This window comes from Streptomyces sp. CB01580 (assembly GCF_001905795.1).
Classification (GTDB): Bacteria; Actinomycetota; Actinomycetes; order Streptomycetales; family Streptomycetaceae; genus Streptomyces.
In genome coordinates this window covers 61,313-76,933 of sequence record NZ_LIXJ01000027.1, presented here as the reverse complement: position 1 = coordinate 76,933, position 15,621 = coordinate 61,313, and the positions used below count along the sequence as shown (strand labels likewise).

General features: G+C 71.8%; 13 protein-coding genes. 3 read left to right on the top strand and 10 right to left on the bottom strand.

Annotated elements, in window-relative coordinates:
* Positions 1-66 precede the first annotated feature (66 nt).
* Positions 67-1,068 carry an acyl-CoA desaturase gene (locus tag AMK22_RS29510; protein ID WP_073790024.1) on the top strand — a complete coding sequence of 334 codons (1,002 nt, stop codon included), beginning with the start codon at positions 67-69 and terminating at the stop codon, positions 1,066-1,068.
* Positions 1,065-1,751, top strand: coding sequence for a TetR/AcrR family transcriptional regulator (locus AMK22_RS29505; RefSeq protein ID WP_073790124.1), 687 nt, complete (start codon positions 1,065-1,067; stop codon positions 1,749-1,751). The genes AMK22_RS29510 and AMK22_RS29505 overlap by 4 nt, the downstream gene beginning before the upstream one ends.
* A gap of 121 nt (positions 1,752-1,872) precedes the next feature.
* Here AMK22_RS29505 and AMK22_RS29500 read toward each other — a convergent pair whose 3' ends face one another.
* Together AMK22_RS29500 and AMK22_RS29495 are read right to left on the bottom strand one after the other, a co-directional pair.
* A complete protein-coding gene (locus tag AMK22_RS29500) occupies positions 1,873-2,247 on the bottom strand; it encodes a VOC family protein (RefSeq protein WP_073790022.1) in 375 nt (124 codons plus the stop codon).
* A complete protein-coding gene (locus AMK22_RS29495) occupies positions 2,247-3,092 on the bottom strand; it encodes a trans-aconitate 2-methyltransferase (protein ID WP_073790020.1) in 846 nt (281 codons plus the stop codon). The genes AMK22_RS29500 and AMK22_RS29495 overlap by 1 nt, the downstream gene beginning before the upstream one ends.
* Before the next feature lie 103 nt (positions 3,093-3,195).
* On the opposite strand from AMK22_RS29495, the gene AMK22_RS29490 reads away from it, so the two are divergent.
* Complete coding sequence (locus AMK22_RS29490; RefSeq protein ID WP_073790018.1) at positions 3,196-3,693, top strand: MarR family winged helix-turn-helix transcriptional regulator; 498 nt, start codon at positions 3,196-3,198, stop codon at positions 3,691-3,693.
* On the opposite strand, the gene AMK22_RS29485 is transcribed toward AMK22_RS29490, so the two are convergent.
* The 8 genes from AMK22_RS29485 to AMK22_RS29450 form a co-directional block, all read right to left on the bottom strand.
* Positions 3,652-4,479, bottom strand: coding sequence for a response regulator transcription factor (locus AMK22_RS29485; RefSeq protein WP_073790017.1), 828 nt, complete (start codon positions 4,477-4,479; stop codon positions 3,652-3,654). The two genes, AMK22_RS29490 and AMK22_RS29485, sit on opposite strands and share 42 nt — an antisense overlap.
* A 395-nt stretch (positions 4,480-4,874) precedes the next feature.
* The gene (gene galK, locus AMK22_RS29480; RefSeq protein ID WP_073790015.1) at positions 4,875-6,089 is read right to left on the bottom strand and encodes a galactokinase; all 1,215 of its coding nucleotides are present in this window, start codon (positions 6,087-6,089) and stop codon (positions 4,875-4,877) included.
* Entirely contained in the window at positions 6,086-7,066 is a 981-nt protein-coding gene (gene galE, locus AMK22_RS29475) for a UDP-glucose 4-epimerase GalE (protein WP_073790013.1), read from the bottom strand. Before galE ends, galK begins: the two co-directional genes overlap by 4 nt.
* Positions 7,063-8,106, bottom strand: a complete 1,044-nt coding sequence (gene galT / locus AMK22_RS29470; protein WP_073790012.1) for a galactose-1-phosphate uridylyltransferase — start codon at positions 8,104-8,106, stop codon at positions 7,063-7,065. The genes galE and galT overlap by 4 nt, the downstream gene beginning before the upstream one ends.
* Positions 8,107-8,369: 263 nt before the next feature.
* Positions 8,370-9,065 carry a helix-turn-helix transcriptional regulator gene (locus tag AMK22_RS29465; protein ID WP_073790010.1) on the bottom strand — a complete coding sequence of 232 codons (696 nt, stop codon included), beginning with the start codon at positions 9,063-9,065 and terminating at the stop codon, positions 8,370-8,372.
* A gap of 292 nt (positions 9,066-9,357) precedes the next feature.
* Positions 9,358-11,313 (bottom strand): outer membrane protein assembly factor BamB family protein, encoded by a 1,956-nt coding sequence (locus tag AMK22_RS29460; protein ID WP_073790008.1) that lies wholly within the window; start codon positions 11,311-11,313, stop codon positions 9,358-9,360.
* Between the two features lie 140 nt (positions 11,314-11,453).
* The gene (locus tag AMK22_RS29455) at positions 11,454-13,331 is read right to left on the bottom strand and encodes an outer membrane protein assembly factor BamB family protein (protein ID WP_073790122.1); all 1,878 of its coding nucleotides are present in this window, start codon (positions 13,329-13,331) and stop codon (positions 11,454-11,456) included.
* A 316-nt stretch (positions 13,332-13,647) separates the two neighbouring features.
* Positions 13,648-15,456 (bottom strand): outer membrane protein assembly factor BamB family protein, encoded by a 1,809-nt coding sequence (locus tag AMK22_RS29450; protein WP_073790121.1) that lies wholly within the window; start codon positions 15,454-15,456, stop codon positions 13,648-13,650.
* Positions 15,457-15,621: the final 165 nt, after the last annotated feature.

Sequence of the window (15,621 nt, the reverse complement as noted above, 5' to 3'; positions counted from 1 at the left end):
TAACCGTAGGTTACGGAACCGTAGCCGGGACTGTCCGTCGTACTCCTCATCCCCAGGGGACCCCCCATGAACACCAGCCCCGCTGTGATCGACGACACCGAGCCATCGTCGGCCGTTGATCAGGCCCTTCCGTCCGCCACGCTGGGCGGGGACAGCAAACGGTCGATCGAGCAGATCACGCTTCTGCTGTTCATCGTGGTGCCGTTCCTGGCGCTGGCGGCGGCGGTGCCGTTGGCCTGGGGCCGGGGGGTGAGCTGGCTGGACCTGGGTCTGCTGGTGGTGATGTATTTCATCGGCTGCCACGGCATCACGATCGGTTTCCACCGCTATTTCACGCATGGTTCGTTCAGGGCGAGGCGTCCGTTGCGCATCGCGCTGGCGGTGGCGGGTTCGCTGGCGGTGGAGGGGCCGCTGGTGCGGTGGGTGGCGGATCACCGCAAGCATCACCGTTTCTCGGACGCGGAGGGCGATCCGCATTCGCCGTGGCGGTACGGCGAGACGCTGCCGGCCCTGCTGAAGGGGCTGTGGTGGGCGCACATCGGCTGGATGTTCGACGAGGAGCAGACGCCGCAGCAGAAGTACGCCCCCGATCTGATCAAGGATCCGGCGATCCGCGGGATCTCCCGCCACTTCGTGACCTTCACGGCCGTGTCGCTGGCGGTTCCGCCGCTGGTGGGGGGTCTGGTGACGATGTCGTGGTGGGGCGCGGCGACCGCCTTCTTCTGGGGATCGCTCGTGCGGGTGGCCCTGCTGCACCATGTCACGTGGTCGATCAACTCGATCTGCCATGCGGTCGGCAAGCGCCCGTTCAGGTCCCGTGACCGGTCGGGGAACGTGTGGTGGCTGGCGGTGCTGTCGTGCGGCGAGTCGTGGCACAACCTGCACCACGCGGATCCGACGTGCGCGCGGCACGGCGTGGAGCGGGGGCAGATCGATTCGAGTGCCCGGCTGATCCGCTGGTTCGAGAAGCTGGGGTGGGCGTCGGACGTGCGCTGGCCGAACGCGTCCCGGATCGCGTCCCGGCGTATCGAGTCCCGCCGCGACCCCGCGTGCGGCGACGCGGCATGATTGACGACGTGGCCACCGACTCCAGCACCAGCAGCGAGAACATCCGTCCTGCCTTGACCCGGCGGGCCCGCCGGGTCAGGATGACCGGCAAGGAACGCCGCGAACAACTGTTGGACATCGGTCGCACCCTGTTCGCCGACAAGGGTTTCGAGGGCACCTCCGTGGAGGAGATCGCGGCCCGTGCGGGTGTCTCGAAGCCGGTGGTGTACGAGCACTTCGGCGGCAAGGAGGGGCTGTACGCGGTGGTGGTCGACCGCGAGATGCGCCGCCTCCTCGACATGGTGACGGGCGCGCTGACGGCGGGGCACCCGCGTGAACTGCTGGAGCAGGCGGCGTTCGCGCTGCTCGACTACATCGAGACGTACACGGACGGTTTCCGCATCCTGGTCCGGGACTCCCCCGTCGCCCAGTCGACGGGCACGTTCGCGTCCCTGATCAGTGACATCGCCACTCAGGTGGAGGACATCCTGGGCCTGGAGTTCAAGGCCCGCGGCTTCGATCCGAAGCTGGCCCCGCTGTACGCGCAGGCGCTGGTCGGCATGGTGGCCCTGACCGGCCAGTGGTGGGTCAACGCCCGCAGGCCGAAGAAGGCGGAGGTCGCGGCCCATCTGGTGAACCTGGCCTGGCACGGGCTGGAGAACCTGGAGTCGAAACCTCGGCTGGTAGGACACCGCAAGAGCTGACACCGGGCGGCCGGCGGGCCCGGCCGCCCGGTGCGCCGCGGTCGTTCGTCGGCCGCGACGCACCGGATCGACGTCATGCCAAAGGCGCCGAGGGAGCTGCGGCGCTCCCGCCGCCTCCCGTTCATCGCCCGGCGGGTCCTGTCGGCTCCAGGAACTCCAGCCGGTTGCCCACCGGGTCGTGGCTGAAGAAGCGCCGGTGGCCGGGCAGCTCGTCGTCCCAGCCCACTTCCGCGCCGTGCTCCTTCAGCCGGGCCGCGTACGCCTCGATGTCCGTGACGCGCAGGCCGGGGTGGGCCTTCCTCGCCGGGCGGAAGTCCTGTTCGACGCCGATGTGGAGCTGGACCGGGCCCGCCTGGAACCAGCAGCCGCCGCGGGCGGCGAGGGCCGGGGGCTTGGGGATCTCGGTCATGCCGAGGGCGTCCGCGTAGTACGCGCGCAGCGTGTCCTCGGATCCTGCCGGGGCGGCCAGCTGGACATGGTCGAGGGCGGCGATCATCACTTCTCCTCGGGGGTCGCGGGGCGGCGGTCGGTCCGGGTCCTGCTCCGGGTCTCCTTGTGGGCCACGGCGAAGACGCGGCGGAACGGGAGGACCGTGCCGTGCGGGCCCGCCGGATAGGCGGTGCGCAGCAGGTCGCGGTAGGCGGTGAGGAACTCCTCACGGGCCTCGGGGTCGTCGGCGAGGGCGGTGAGGACGGGGCGCAGGCCGGTGCCCTTCACCCAGTCGAGCACCGGGTCCTCGCCGGGCAGCAGATGCAGGTAGGTGGTCTCCCAGACGTCGGCCGTGACGCCGGGGACGGTCAGGGCGTCGAGGTAGGCGGCGGGGGTGAGCACCGCGTCGGTGTGGCGCAGTACGCCGCCGAGGCGGTCGCGCCAGCGCGGGGAGTCGGCGAGTTCCCGCATCAGGACGTGGGTGGGCTGGTCGAAGTTGCCGGGGACCTGGAGGGCGAGCGTGCCGCCGGGGGTGAGGGCGTCCAGCCAGACGGGGAAGCGGGCGGCGTGGCCGGGGACCCACTGGAGCAGGGCGTTGGAGACGATCAGGTCGTACGGCTCGGCGGGGGCCCAGGTCGCGGCGTCGGCCTCGGTGAAGTCCAGGAGGGGTCCGGCGTGGGTCCGGGCCCGTTCCAGCATCTGCGGGGAGTTGTCGTAGCCGGTGATGCGGGCCCCGGGCCAGCGGTCGGCGAGGAGGACGGTGACGTTCCCGGCGCCGCAGCCGAGGTCGGCGACGCGGGGTGCGGGGGCTGTCGGCGGGTCGGGGACGCGGGCCAGGAGGTCGTGGAAGGGGCGGGTGCGGTGGTCGGCGTGGCGCAGGTACTGCTGCGGATCCCAGACGGGTGCGGTCATGGGACCAGCATCGCGCCAGATTTAACTCGATGTCAAGATACTTGAATTCGAGATACTTGAGTTCAAGAGACTTCACGTCGACAGATCCTCTACACTGAGCGGTATGGAGGACGAGGTCGACCGACTGGTCGCTGCATGGCGCCGCGAGCGCCCCGACCTCGACGTGGAACCGCTTGAGGTACTGAGCCGCGTCTCCCGACTGGCCCGTCATCTGGACCGGGCCCGCCGCATCGCGTTCTCCGAGCACGGCCTGGAGCCGTGGGAGTTCGACGTGCTGACGTCGCTGCGCCGCGCGGGCGCCCCCTATCAGCTCTCCCCCGGCCAGTTGCTGACGCAGACCCTGGTCACCTCGGGCACGATGACCAACCGCATCGACCGGCTGGCCAAGAAGAACCTCGTGGAACGGCTGCCGGACCCGAACGACCGCCGGGGCGTGCTCGTCCGGCTCACCGCCGAGGGACGCGACAAGGCGGATCAGTCGCTGGCCGGGCTGCTCGCCCAGGAACGCGCCATCCTCGCCAGGCTCTCCACCCGCGAGTGCGCCGAACTGGCCGGGCTGCTACGCCAGTTGACCGCCCCGTTCGACAACATTCCCGGATAGGACGTTCCCGGTGAGGGCGGGGTCGTCCGGTTCCAGGTCGACCGGGCCGATGCCCGCCCGTCGCGCCAGCGCGACCGCGGCCAGGGTGGAGTGCACGTCCAGCTTCCCCAGGACGTTCTGCATGTGGGTGCGCACCGTGTGCGGCGAGAGGAAGAGGCGCTCCGCGACCGCCTTGCGGCCCAGTCCCGCCACCATGCAGCGCAGCACCTCGCGCTCGCGCGGGGTCAGCGACTCGACGAGCCGCTCGCTCTCGGTGCGATGTCTGCGGGCCGCGGTCAGCTCCCGCAGGACGCCGGTGAGCAGGGCCGGGGGCAGGTGCGTCTCGTCGCGCAGCACCCCTCGTACGACCGTGAGCAGCCGCTGCAGCGAGCAGTCCTTGGCGACCCAGCCGGATGCCCCGGCCTGGAGCGCCAGGGCGGCCCGGTGCGGGTCGTCCTTCTCGGCGAGCACCACCGTGCGCACCGACGGCCGGGCGGAGTGGACGCCCGCGACCAGCGAGATCCCGTCCACCGGCGCGGTCTCCCCGGCGCGCGGCGCCGGGTCGGGCGCGGGTGCGCGGCGCCCGCCCACCGTCGCCAGGGCGCCCAGTTCGGCGTCGATCAGCATCACGTCGTAGCCGCGCCCGTCGGCGGCCGCCCGCTCCAGGCAGCGCAGCGCCGCCGGGCCGCTGCCCGCCGCCGACACCTCCACGTCGGGCTCGGCCGCCAGCGCGGCCGCCAGTGATTCGGCGAAAATACGGTGGTCGTCCACCACGAGAACCCGGATACGGGCCACAGGCACCCCCATGCTGCCTCTGTTGCCGGGCCACCCCCGGCCCGCCGAAGGAACGCAACGACGCGGGTACGGCCGCCCGGACCGGGGAGTTGGACCGCAGTCCCACGGCCGCCGCCGTGCTGTCGACTGCCACCCGCCCCGGGCGCCGTACCCGACTGTCTCGTACCCCTGAATCGGCACCGGCCCCCACCGGTGCTGTGCATCAGGGTACGGCGGGGCGACCGGCACCGAGGGCGATTCCCAGAACTGACCGGCACCGGTCGGTCGTTGGCCGATGCCGGTCGGTCCGTGGGCGGTGAGGGTTCCTCCGCGGGCGGTTCGTGGCCCGTACATGACGGTTCGTGGTCCGCACTCGGGGTTCGGACCGTGCGCGACGGTTCGCGTCCGTACGCGGACGGGGGGTGGGCTCAGGCGAGGCGGCGGGCGCCCACGGAGGGCACCGCCGGGAAGATCCTCGGCTCCGTGTGTCCCGCCGCGGCGAACGCCGCCGTCAGGGACTCGGCGACCTTGTCCGCCGACGCCTCGTCCACCAGGACGATCGCCGAGCCGCCGAAGCCGCCGCCGGTCATCCGCGCGCCGTGGGCCCCGGCCGCGCCCGCCGCCGACACCACCAGGTCCAGCTCCGGGCAGGAGACCCGCAGATCGTCGCGGAGCGAGGCGTGCCCCGCGTCGAGGACCGGGCCCGTCGCGCGCACGTCGCCCGCGTCGAGCAGCGCGATGACCTGCTCCACACGGTGGTTGTCGCTCACCACATGGCGCACGCAGCGCACCACCGACTCGTCCACGCCCGCCCCGGCCAGGGTCTCCAGGGCCGCTCCGAGACCCTCGTACGGCAGCTCGCGCAGGGTGCGCAGGCCGAGCGCGGCGGCCCCCGCCTCGCAGGCGGCCCGCCGCTCGGCGTACGCGCCGTCGCCCAGCGCGTGCTTGACCCGGGTGTCGACGACCAGCAGCCGCAGCCCGTGCGCGGCCAGGTCGAAGGGGACCTGGCGCTGGGTGAGGTCACGGGTGTCGAGGTACAGGGCGTGGCCGTCGGTGCAGCAGGCGGAGGCCATCTGGTCCATGATCCCGCACGGCACGCCGACGAAGTCGTTCTCGGCTCGCTGCCCGAGGACCGCCAGCTCGGGGGCGGAGAGCCCGAGCCCGAAGAGGTCGTTCAGGGCGAACGCGGTGACGACCTCCAGGGCGGCGGAGGAGGAGAGACCGGCGCCGGTGGGCACGGTGGAGGTGAGGTGGATGTCCGCCCCGGTGACCGGGTGGCCGGCCTCGCGCAGCGCCCAGACGACTCCGGCCGGGTACGCGGCCCAGCCGTGCCCCTGGTGCGGGGCGAGTTCGTCGACCCGGAGGCTCACGACCCCGTCCGGCACGTCGGCCGAATGGAGCCGCAGTTCGCCGTCGGTGCGGCGGGCGACCGCGGCGCGCGCGGTGTGCGGCAGGGCGAGCGGCATGACGAAACCGTCGTTGAAGTCGGTGTACTCGCCGATCAGGTTGACCCGGCCGGGCGCCGCCCAGATCCCCTCGGGGGCGCGCCCGTACAGCTCGGTGAAGGCCGCGGCCGGGTCGGTGTCCTCCGCGGGGGCGGGGGCGGTGCCGACAGTGGTGGTCAGGGGGTGCTGCGCGGTCATGGTGCGGTGGGTTCCTCTCGGCGGGCGAACGTCCAGGCGTCGGCGACGATCCCGGCCAGGTCGGCACGCGACGGCGTCCAGCCGAGCCGTTCCCTGGCGGTGGTGGCGGAGGCGACCAGCACGGCGGGGTCGCCGGCCCGGCGTGGACCCGCGGTCTCGGGCACGGGATGGCCGGTGACCTCGCGGACGGTCTCGATGACCTCGCGCACGGAGAAGCCGTTGCCGTTGCCGAGGTTGCAGATCAGGTGCTCGCCCGGGGTGGCCGCGTCCAGGGCCAGCAGATGCGCCTCGGCGAGGTCGGCGACGTGGATGTAGTCGCGGACGCAGGTGCCGTCGGGGGTCGGGTAGTCGTCGCCGTACACGGCGATGGACTCCCGCTGCCCGAGGGCGACTTGGAGGACGAGCGGGATGAGGTGCGTCTCGGGGCAGTGCCGCTCGCCGCAACCGCCGTACGCCCCCGCCACGTTGAAGTAGCGCAGGGAGACCGCCGCCAGTCCGTGCGCGGCCGCCTCGCCGCTGATCATGTGGTCGACGGCGAGCTTGGTGGCGCCGTAGGGGTTGGTGGGGGCGGTGGCGTCGGACTCGGTGATGGGGGTGGTGGCGGGTTCGCCGTAGGTCGCGGCCGTGGAGGAGAAGACCAGGGTCCGAACCCCGGCGTCCCGCATCGCGGCGAGCAGCGCGACGGAACCGCCGACGTTGTTCACCCAGTACTTCTCCGGGTTGGTGACGGACTCGCCGACCTGCGAGAAGGCGGCGAAGTGCAGCACCCCGTCGTAGGAGGGATCCAGCCACTTCGCGGCGTCCTGGATCCGGCCCTCGATGAACTCGGCCCCGTCCGGGACGCCCTCCCGGAACCCGGTGGACAGGTCGTCGAGAACGGTGACCGCGTGACCGGCCTCCAGCAGATGCTGGGCGACCACGCTGCCGACATATCCCGCACCGCCCGTGACCAGGTACTTCTTCTGGGGCTTGCTCACTCGCTCGCTACCTCTCGCAGTCGCTGGGCCGCGGCCTCCGGCGGCACATCGTTGATGAACACGTTCATGCCGGATTCGGAACCCGCGAGGAACTTCAGCTTGCCGGAGGTACGTCGGATGGTGAAAAGCTCCAGATGCAGCCCGAAGTCCTCCCTGCCGGGTGCCTCGAACGGGGCCTGGTGCCAGGCCGAGATGTACGGGGTCGGCGGCTCGCCGGGGCCGAAGATCCGGTCGAACCGTCGCAGGAGTTCCAGATAGATCTGCGGGAACTCGGCGCGCGCGGCGTCGTCCAGCTCCCGCAGGTCGGGGACGCGGCGGCGGGGGTAGAGGTGCACCTCGTACGGCCAGTGGGCCGCGTACGGCACGAAGGCGATCCAGTGTTCACCGGGGATGACGACCCGCGAGCCGTCGGCCTCCTCGCGGTCCACCACGTCGTCGAAGAGGTTGCGGCCGGTCGTGGCGCGGTGGGTGGCCGCCGAGCGGAGCATCAGCTCGGTGCGGGGGGTGACGAACGGGTACCCGTAGATCTGCCCGTGCGGATGGCCGAGCGTGACACCGATCTCGGCGCCCCGGTTCTCGAAGCAGAACACCTGCCGGACCTGGGGAAGCCGGGCGAACTCGGCGGTGCGGTCGGTCCAGGCCGCCAGGACCAGGGCGGCCTGCTCCTCGGTGAGGTCGGCGAACGACGCGTCGTGGTCGGAGGTGAAGCAGACGACCTCGCAGCGGCCGGAGTCACCGGCGAGCGAGGGGAAGCGGTTCTCGAAGACGGCGACCTCGTAGTCCGCCTCGGGGATCTCGCTGCGCCGGCCGTCGCGCGAGGGGCAGAGCGGGCACTCGTCGGCCGGCGGGTGGTAGATGCGGCCCTGCCGGTGCGAGGCGATGGCGACGCTGTCGCCGAGGAGCGGGTCCCGGCGGATCTCGGACGAGGTCGACACGGCGCCGAGGGGCCGCTGGTCGACGGCGTCGCGCACGACGTCGTCGTGGCTGTCGTAGTAGAGCAGCTCCCGGCCGTCGGCGAGCGTCGTGACCGTCTTCTTCACCAGACTCCTCCAAACACAATCAAACATAATGAATCACAAGTCAACATTGACGTCAACGGCGGCATCGGAGGTGCGGCACGGGGGCCGAGGTGTGGGCGGAGGGCGTGAAGGGGTGCCGCGCAGGCGGGGTGCGCGGCCGGGAAGGAGTGCGTACGAATGCGCCTCAGCGGGTTACGGGCCCGGCCCCTCCGGACGGGAACGGGAACGGGCGGAGAGGACCGGCAGCGGGTCCGGGGCCGGGCCAGGGCCCGGGCCCGGGAGCGTCAGCCGGCTTCCGGCCGTCCCTGCCCCGGGACCGTAGCGGCCCGGTCCAGCAGCCCCGTGCGGGCCGCGAGCGCCGCGGCCTCCAGCCGGGAGCCGACGCCCAGCTTCATCAGCACCCGCTGCACATGCGTGCGCGCGGTGCTGGACGCGATGCGCATCCCCTCCGCGATCAGCCGGGTGTCCTCGCCCTCGGCGACCCGCACCAGCACCTCGACCTCGCGCGGGGTGAGCATCCGGAGCAGCCGCTGCCCCTCGTCGTCCGGTGCGGCGGCCGGGTCGAGCAGCTCGGCGAAGGCGCATTGCAGCAGTTGCGGCGCCACCGCGGCCTCCCCGGCGCGCGCCTTGGTCATCGCGCGCTCGACGCCCTCCATGCGCTCGTCGTGACGGACGTATCCCGCGGCGCCCGCCGCGAACGCCGCCGCGATCCCGCGCGGGCTGGGCACCGGGCCGAGCACCACCACGGCCACCTGCGGGCGTTCCCGCCGGATGCGTACGACCGGGTCGAAGACGCCGGGTTCGGCGGGTTCCGCGGTGCCGAACAGGCAGACCTCGGGCACCCGGCTGATCACCAGTTCCGCCGCCCCCGCGGTCGGCGCGACCGCCGCGAGCACCCGGTGGCCCCTCAGTTTCAACGCCGAGGCGAGCGCCTCGGCGAGCAGTCGGTGATCGTCGATCACCATGAGCCGCACACCCATCGAGCACACCCCCGTAGCACTGGCGCCAGACCCCCCGGCCCACCATGACCCGGCAAGGTACACGCTCGTCCGGCACCGCGGACGCCTTATCGGCCAAAGGACACGGATGACTGATCTCGTTGCCCTCACGACCAGTTGACGCCTCGTCATGTCCAACGGGCGCTGCTACAATCGCCCGCCGCCGAGGACGGGCGGCGGCTGGGGCGACGACACTCGGCGACGCGGGCCCCAAAACGCGTACGGGGGTGGTGTCCGACGGACGGACACCACCCCCGCGAACCGCGCCCGGCGGTTACTTCCGGCTGAAACCGACGAACAGGCGCCGGTCCGTGTCCAGGGAGCCGTGCGGCTTGCTCACGAGAGTGCCGGACAGGTACAGATGCCCGTCCTCGTAGAGCATCTCGGAGTAGTCCGGCGTGAAGCTCCTCTCCACGTCACGGATGGCCTTGTCGCTCGGGTTCTCCATCAGCAGCGTCTGCTTGAACGTTCCGCCGTCGATGGAGACGATCTGGCCGCCCTTGTCGTACGGGGGCAGCTTGTACGCGATGATGTTGCCGCCGTCCATGCGGAGCGGGAACATCGTGTACCGCTCGCCCGCGTCGGCCCGGTCGCCGGTCGGCTTGCCGGTGGTGAGGTCGAACGAGACGATCTCGTTGGTGTCGCCGTAGTCGCTGGTGCCCTCGTGGTCCTCGGTCGGCACGTAGATGCGGTTGTTGCCGACGGCCACCTTGCCGCAGGACTCGACCTGGGTGGAGGCGCAGCGCGCGGCGTACTTGTCGCCGTCGGCCGCGATCCTGGTGAGCAGCTTGCCGGTGGAGGCGTCGATCGAGAAGAAATCCGAGATGCCGCTGCCGTCCCCGGCGGTGTCGCCGACGTCGGCCGCGACGACCAGCGGCTTGGTGGAGACGATGCTCGCGTAGTCGACGCCGGGCGGCATCTTGAACGAGGAGATCGGGGCGCCGGTGGTCGGGTTCAGCGCCTGGACGACGAGCTGCCGGTCGTCGTACCCGCCGCAGCTGCGGACCACCGCGAGCGCCTCGCCGCCGCCGTACCCGCGGTCGGAGCAGCCGTCGGCGCTCGCCTTCGGCTTCCAGCGCTCGGCGCCGGTGTTCAGGTCGAAGGCGGCGCCGCCCTCCAGGCCGCCCGCGGCGACCGTGGTGCCGCTGACCGTGACCTCCGCGAACCTGACCGCAGCGTCACCGCTGGTCTCGGCGGTCACCGACTTGCTCCACATGAGCTTGCCGGTCTTCAGGTCGAGCCCGCCTATCTGGTTGCACGGCGGGTACTTCTTGTCCTTGGTCGGCCTGCCCTCCTCGAAGACGACGGCCGTCTTGTAGTCCGCGGACATGTGCCGGGAGGCGGCGCAGAGCTGACCCGCCAGCGGGATGGACCACAGCTTGGTGCCCTTGACCCGGTCGTAGCCGACGATCTCGTTCAGACCGGTCTTCACGTACGCCTTGTCGGTCAGCCAGGAGCCGTTGAGCTTGGTGACGTCGGTGACCTTGGGCAGCGGCGCCTGGAAGGCGACCGCGGCCTTGGGGTCCGTCGGCGCCTTCTCCTTGCCGCCGCCTCCGAGGGTGCCGCCCGTGCCGTCCTCCTTGCCGCCGGTGCCGCCGCTGGACCGGGACGCCTGGTCCTTCTTGTCGTCGTCACCGCCGCTGGAGCCGTACCAGATACCGGCGACGACGATCAGCACCACGGCGACCGACGCCGCGACGATGATCTGCATCTGGGTGCTGAACTTCTTGCGCCCGCCCCCGTCGCCGTTCTGCTGCGGCGGGTGCTGCATGGGAGTGGTCGGGTAGCCGTAGCCCTGCTGCGGCGGCCGGCCGGGCGGGAAGCCGTAGCCCTGCTGCGGGGGCTGACCGGGCGGCAGCCCCTGCGGGTAGCCGTAACCGGGCTGGGGCGCGCCGCCCTGCGGGTAGCCGTATCCCGGCTGGGTGGGCTGGCCGGCCGGGTAGCCGTAACCGGGGCCCGGCTGCTGCTGCGGGCTCTGCGGGGCACCGAAACCGCCCTGCGGGGGGTTCTGCGGGGCACCGGTTCCGCCGTGGGGCCCGCCCGCGGGCGGAGCGGCGTCGGCGGGCGGCGGCGTCGGGGCGCCGAAACCGCCCTGCGGCGGGTCCTGGGGTGCACCGAAGCCACCCTGCGGGGGATCCTGCGGTGCGCCGAAACCGCCCTGCGGCGGGTTCTGCGGGGCGCCGGTTCCGCCCTGGGGCGGTTCGTTGGGTGGCTGGGGCGGCTGCGTCATGACGTACGTACCTCGGGGGGAAGGGAGTCGTTGGGGTCGGGGCCGACGGGGACGGACGCTCCGGTCGCCGCGTCGGCCGGTCGTGATCGGCGAGGGCTTCCGGAGCGTCGGAGGTCCGCCCCGAAAGCCCTTGCGGACCGTCAGTTGCCGAAGGCCATCATGGTCTTCGTCTCCAGCTCTTCCTTGTCGTTGCTCGCGCTGACCCGGCCGCTCGCGACGAAGCACCGGCCGTCCGCGTAGACGACCTTCGAGTTGTAGAAGCTGCTCTCGATCCTGGCCGTCGACGCGGGGTGGCTCAGCAGCATCTTCGGCGTGCCGCCGGTCGGGGCGAGGGTGGCGATGCCGCCGCCCTTGCTGTAACCGGCCTCCACGTAGAGCAGCACGTCACCGCCCTCCATGCGCAGCGGCTTGATCACGCTCTCGGCCGGGGCCGCGGCCTTCCACTTGGTCTTGCCGGTGTTCAGGTCGAACGCCACGACCTTGTTCGTACGGCCGAGGCCGGAGTCCGGCGCGGTCGCCATGTAGAAGGTGTTGGCGTCGGCGGCGACACCGGTGCAGCCGTCCAGGGACTTGCCGAAGATGGCGAACGCGCTGCCGCAGTCCGGCGCGAACTTGTCGCCCTTGTCACTGGTGAGGCCGGTGCGGAACGTCCCGTTCTCCCTGAGGGCGAGGATGCTCCACTCCTTGTCCTTCTTCAGGGAGACGACCAGCGGGCTCACCGAGAAGACCCGGTCGACCTCCCACCCGCGCTTGGGCTGGTAGGTCCACCGGGGCTTCCCGCTGACCGGGTCGATCTCCTGGATCCGGTGCTGCGGGTTGTCGACGTCGCCGGTGCGGCAGTTGGAGGCGGCGATGAGCTTCGGGCCTCCGGCGAAGGCGAACGGCTGGCAGTTGCCCGGCTGCTTGCCGAACAGCTCCGTGCCGTCGCTGACCCGGTAGGCGTTGGAGTTGCCGGTACGGCCGACGGTGACCGTGTCCCCGCTGATGGCGAGCGAGATGTCCGACATCAGGTCCCAGATGCCGTTCTTCTTGATCGACTTCTTCCAGCCGGCCTTGCCGGTCTTCAGGTCGATCATCTGGAGGTCCGAGCAGTCCGCCTTGCTGGTGGTCCCGTTCTTGACACCGATGACCATCTTGCCGTCGGTGGTGGTCTGCGCGGGCGCCGCACACAGGTCGGCGGGCAGGTCCACCTTCCACTTCGGCTTGCCGTCGGTCACGGAGTAGCCGGATATGCCGCGGTACATGCCCTTGACGACGGTGTCACCGACGACCCAGGGGCCGTAGACGGTCGAGCCGTTGCGCGGCAGGTCGACGTCGTTCTTCAGCAGCCAGAGGACCTTCGCCTCGCCCGGCTTGCGCCCGGCGTTGAGGTCCTCGTCGACGACGCGTCCGTCGCCGCTGCCGTCACCCTGGTCGACGGACGGCGACGCGCTCGGTTTGCCGTCGTCGCTCTTCTCCGCGACGGGCTTCTTGTCGTCGCCGTCCCCGCTCGTGGCGACGTAGACGCCACCGCCGATCAGCAGGAGCGCGGCGGCCGCGGCGCCGGCGATCAGCGCGGGCTTCCGCTTGGACGCACCGCCCCCGCCCTGGCCGCCGGGGACCGGCGCGCCGGGGAACTGCTGCTGCGGGTAGCCGGGGCCGGGCTGCGCAGGCTGGCCGTACGGGCCCGGCTGCGCCGACTGGTTGTAGGTGCCGGGCTGCGTCGGCTGGTTGTACGGGCCGGGCTGCTGACCGTACGGACCGGGCTGCTGACCGTAGGGCCCCGGCTGCTGGTTGTACGGACCGGGTTGCTGGTTGTACGGGCCCGGCTGCTGGGGGTAGCCGTGACCGGGGGCGCCGGGCGCCTGACCGGGGGCCTGCGGGTAGCCGTATCCGGGCTGCGCGGGCGGCGGGGTCTGCGGAGCCGGTGGGGTCTGCGGGGACGGCGGGGTCTGCGGCGGCAGAGGGCTCCCCGGCGGCGGCCCCTGCGGTGCGCCGAAGCCTCCCTGCGGCGGTTGCTGGTCGGGCGGCTGGCTCATCAGCACGTCCCCCTTCGTGCGGTCCGGTGCCCGTTCCGGTCTCCCCCGCGATTCCGAGAAGCACAAAGAGTCCGACAAGACTCCCCGAACTCCACGGAAAGGAGCGAATCGGGCATGGTTCCCGCGGTGTTACGACAGTCGAGCGGGGCTTCTTTGTACCACCCGCAACACCCGGCCCACCGGGTCGGTCCACCCCCTGTTCCCAAGGGAGAACCGCCCCGTGATGCCCTTGTTACGCCCCCGACCCCGGACCGGTCACGCCCCGGACCCCGGGCCGGACGGGTCCCCGGCCTCGGGCCGAGCGGGCGCGTGACCGTCAATTCCCGAAAGCCACCATGGACTTCATCGACATCTCTTCCTCATCGTTGATGCCGCTGATCGTCGTGTGCACCAGGAAGCTGCGCCGGTTCAGATAGACGACCCTGGCACTGGAGAAGCCCTCCTCCACGGTGTACGCCGCCGCCGGGTGCCGCAGCTCCATCCGCGGCGTGCCGCCGGTCGGCGGCAGGGACGCGATGCCGCCGCCCTTGTTCTTCGTCGCGCTCAGGTACATCAGCAGCCTGCCGCCCTCCACCTTCATCGGCATCAGGGTCTGACCGGCCGGTGCGGCAGCCTCCCACTTGGCCTTGCCGGAGTTCAGGTCGAAGGCTACGACCTTGTTGGTCAGGTCCTTCCCGACCGGTTTCGTCGCCAGGTAGACCGCCTGGTCGTCAGCTGCCACACCGAGGCAGTTGTCGAGGTTCTGGCCCCGGACGACGAATTCGTCGTCACACTTGGTCACGTAGTCGTCGGTCCCGCCGACCAGATGGGAGCGGAACGTCCCGTTCTCGTTCAGCACGACGATGGCCCATTTGTCCTCCTGCTTCAGCGAGACGACGAGCGGGCTGACCGAATAGAACTGTGAGACCTGCCAGCCCTTCTTGACCTTGTACGTCCACTGGACCTTGCCGGTGGCCGGGTCGATGCGCTGGACCTGCTGTTCCTTGTGGTCGTCGGCCGCCGTCTGACAGCTGGTGGCGGCGATCGCGACGGGGCCGCTCGTGAAGCCGAACGGCTGGCAGTTGCCCGGCAGCTCCCCGAAGAGCGGGGCACCGTCGCTGACCCGGAAGGCGTCCGTCCTGCTGGTCCGGCCCACCGTCACGGTGTCCCCGTTGATGGACATCGCGACGTGGGAGAACGAATCCCAGGTGCTCTGCCGCTTGTACTTCTTGTGCCAGCCGGCCTCGCCGGTGGTGAGGTCGACCATCTGCAGCGAGTCGCAGACCGCATTGTCCCCGCTACCGGATTCGACCCCGAGGACGATCTTGCCGTCGGCGGTGGTCTGCGAGGGCGCCGCACACAGCCTGGTCGGCAGATCAAGGCTCCACTTCCGGCCGCCGTCGGTGACGGAGTAGCCGGAGACCGTCTGATACATGGCCTTGACGATGGTGTTGCCGACGAGCCACGGCCCCTGCACGTCATAGCCGTTGCGGGGCAGGTCGACGCCGCCCTCCTGGAGCCACAGCACCTTGGCCTCGCCGGGCTTGCGCCCGGCGTTGAGCTCTGCGGCCTCCGCGCGCAGATCGTGGCCGCCGTCCCCGGTGTCCCCGTTCTTGCCGCCGCCCGCGCCCCCGTCACCGGCGGACGGGGAGGCGGTCCCGGGACCGCCGGTCGGCTTCGCCACCGGTCCCGCGCCGTCGCCGTCGCCCCTCGTGGCGATCCAGACGCCGGCTCCGGCCAGCAGCGCCACCGCGAGCACGCCCCCGACGACCGCGCCGCGCCTGCCCCGGAAGAACCCGCCACCGCCGGGCTTCGGCTGCGGCTGCGGCTGGAGTTGGGGTTGCTGTGGTGCCGGGTGGCCGTGGCCGGGCTGCGGCGAGTACGCGTACGGGCCGGGGGCGTACGGGCCCGGCTGCGCGGGGGCCGCACCATAAGGGCCCGGCTGCGGGGGCGGCGGGCCGTACGCCCCCGGCCCGTACGGACCCGTGGCCCGGGGCTGGTCCGGCGGCGGTACGGCGCCGGGCGGTACTGGGCCGGGGCCGAAACCGGCGGGTGGCGGCGAGGACGGCGTTTCCGGCGCCGACGCCGGGTCGTACGGAGCCCCGAAGCCTCCCTGCGGCGGTTGCTGGCCGGGCGGCTGGGTCATCAGCACGTCCCCCTTCGTGCGGATCGGACCGGCGGCTGGAGCCGTACCGGGCAAGGCTTCTTTCTACCACCCGCCTCACGAGCCCCGGCTGGACCACCAGCCACAGCGGTCACACCAGCCGTGCCGGGCCCGCCCATCGCATCAGTCCTGCCGCACAGGTCACGC

What these genes read in the sequence shown, in the direction of transcription:
- AMK22_RS29510 (WP_073790024.1), top strand. Translation starts at nt 67, where the DNA reads ATGAACACCAGCCCCGCTGTGATCGACGACACCGAGCCATCGTCGGCC.
- AMK22_RS29505 (WP_073790124.1), top strand. Translation starts at nt 1,065, where the DNA reads ATGATTGACGACGTGGCCACCGACTCCAGCACCAGCAGCGAGAACATC.
- AMK22_RS29500 (WP_073790022.1), bottom strand. Translation starts at nt 2,247, where the DNA reads ATGATCGCCGCCCTCGACCATGTCCAGCTGGCCGCCCCGGCAGGATCC.
- AMK22_RS29495 (WP_073790020.1), bottom strand. Translation starts at nt 3,092, where the DNA reads ATGACCGCACCCGTCTGGGATCCGCAGCAGTACCTGCGCCACGCCGAC.
- AMK22_RS29490 (WP_073790018.1), top strand. Translation starts at nt 3,196, where the DNA reads ATGGAGGACGAGGTCGACCGACTGGTCGCTGCATGGCGCCGCGAGCGC.
- AMK22_RS29485 (WP_073790017.1), bottom strand. Translation starts at nt 4,479, where the DNA reads ATGGGGGTGCCTGTGGCCCGTATCCGGGTTCTCGTGGTGGACGACCAC.
- galK (WP_073790015.1), bottom strand. Translation starts at nt 6,089, where the DNA reads ATGACCGCGCAGCACCCCCTGACCACCACTGTCGGCACCGCCCCCGCC.
- AMK22_RS29465 (WP_073790010.1), bottom strand. Translation starts at nt 9,065, where the DNA reads ATGGGTGTGCGGCTCATGGTGATCGACGATCACCGACTGCTCGCCGAG.
- AMK22_RS29460 (WP_073790008.1), bottom strand. Translation starts at nt 11,313, where the DNA reads ATGACGCAGCCGCCCCAGCCACCCAACGAACCGCCCCAGGGCGGAACC.
- AMK22_RS29455 (WP_073790122.1), bottom strand. Translation starts at nt 13,331, where the DNA reads ATGAGCCAGCCGCCCGACCAGCAACCGCCGCAGGGAGGCTTCGGCGCA.
- AMK22_RS29450 (WP_073790121.1), bottom strand. Translation starts at nt 15,456, where the DNA reads ATGACCCAGCCGCCCGGCCAGCAACCGCCGCAGGGAGGCTTCGGGGCT.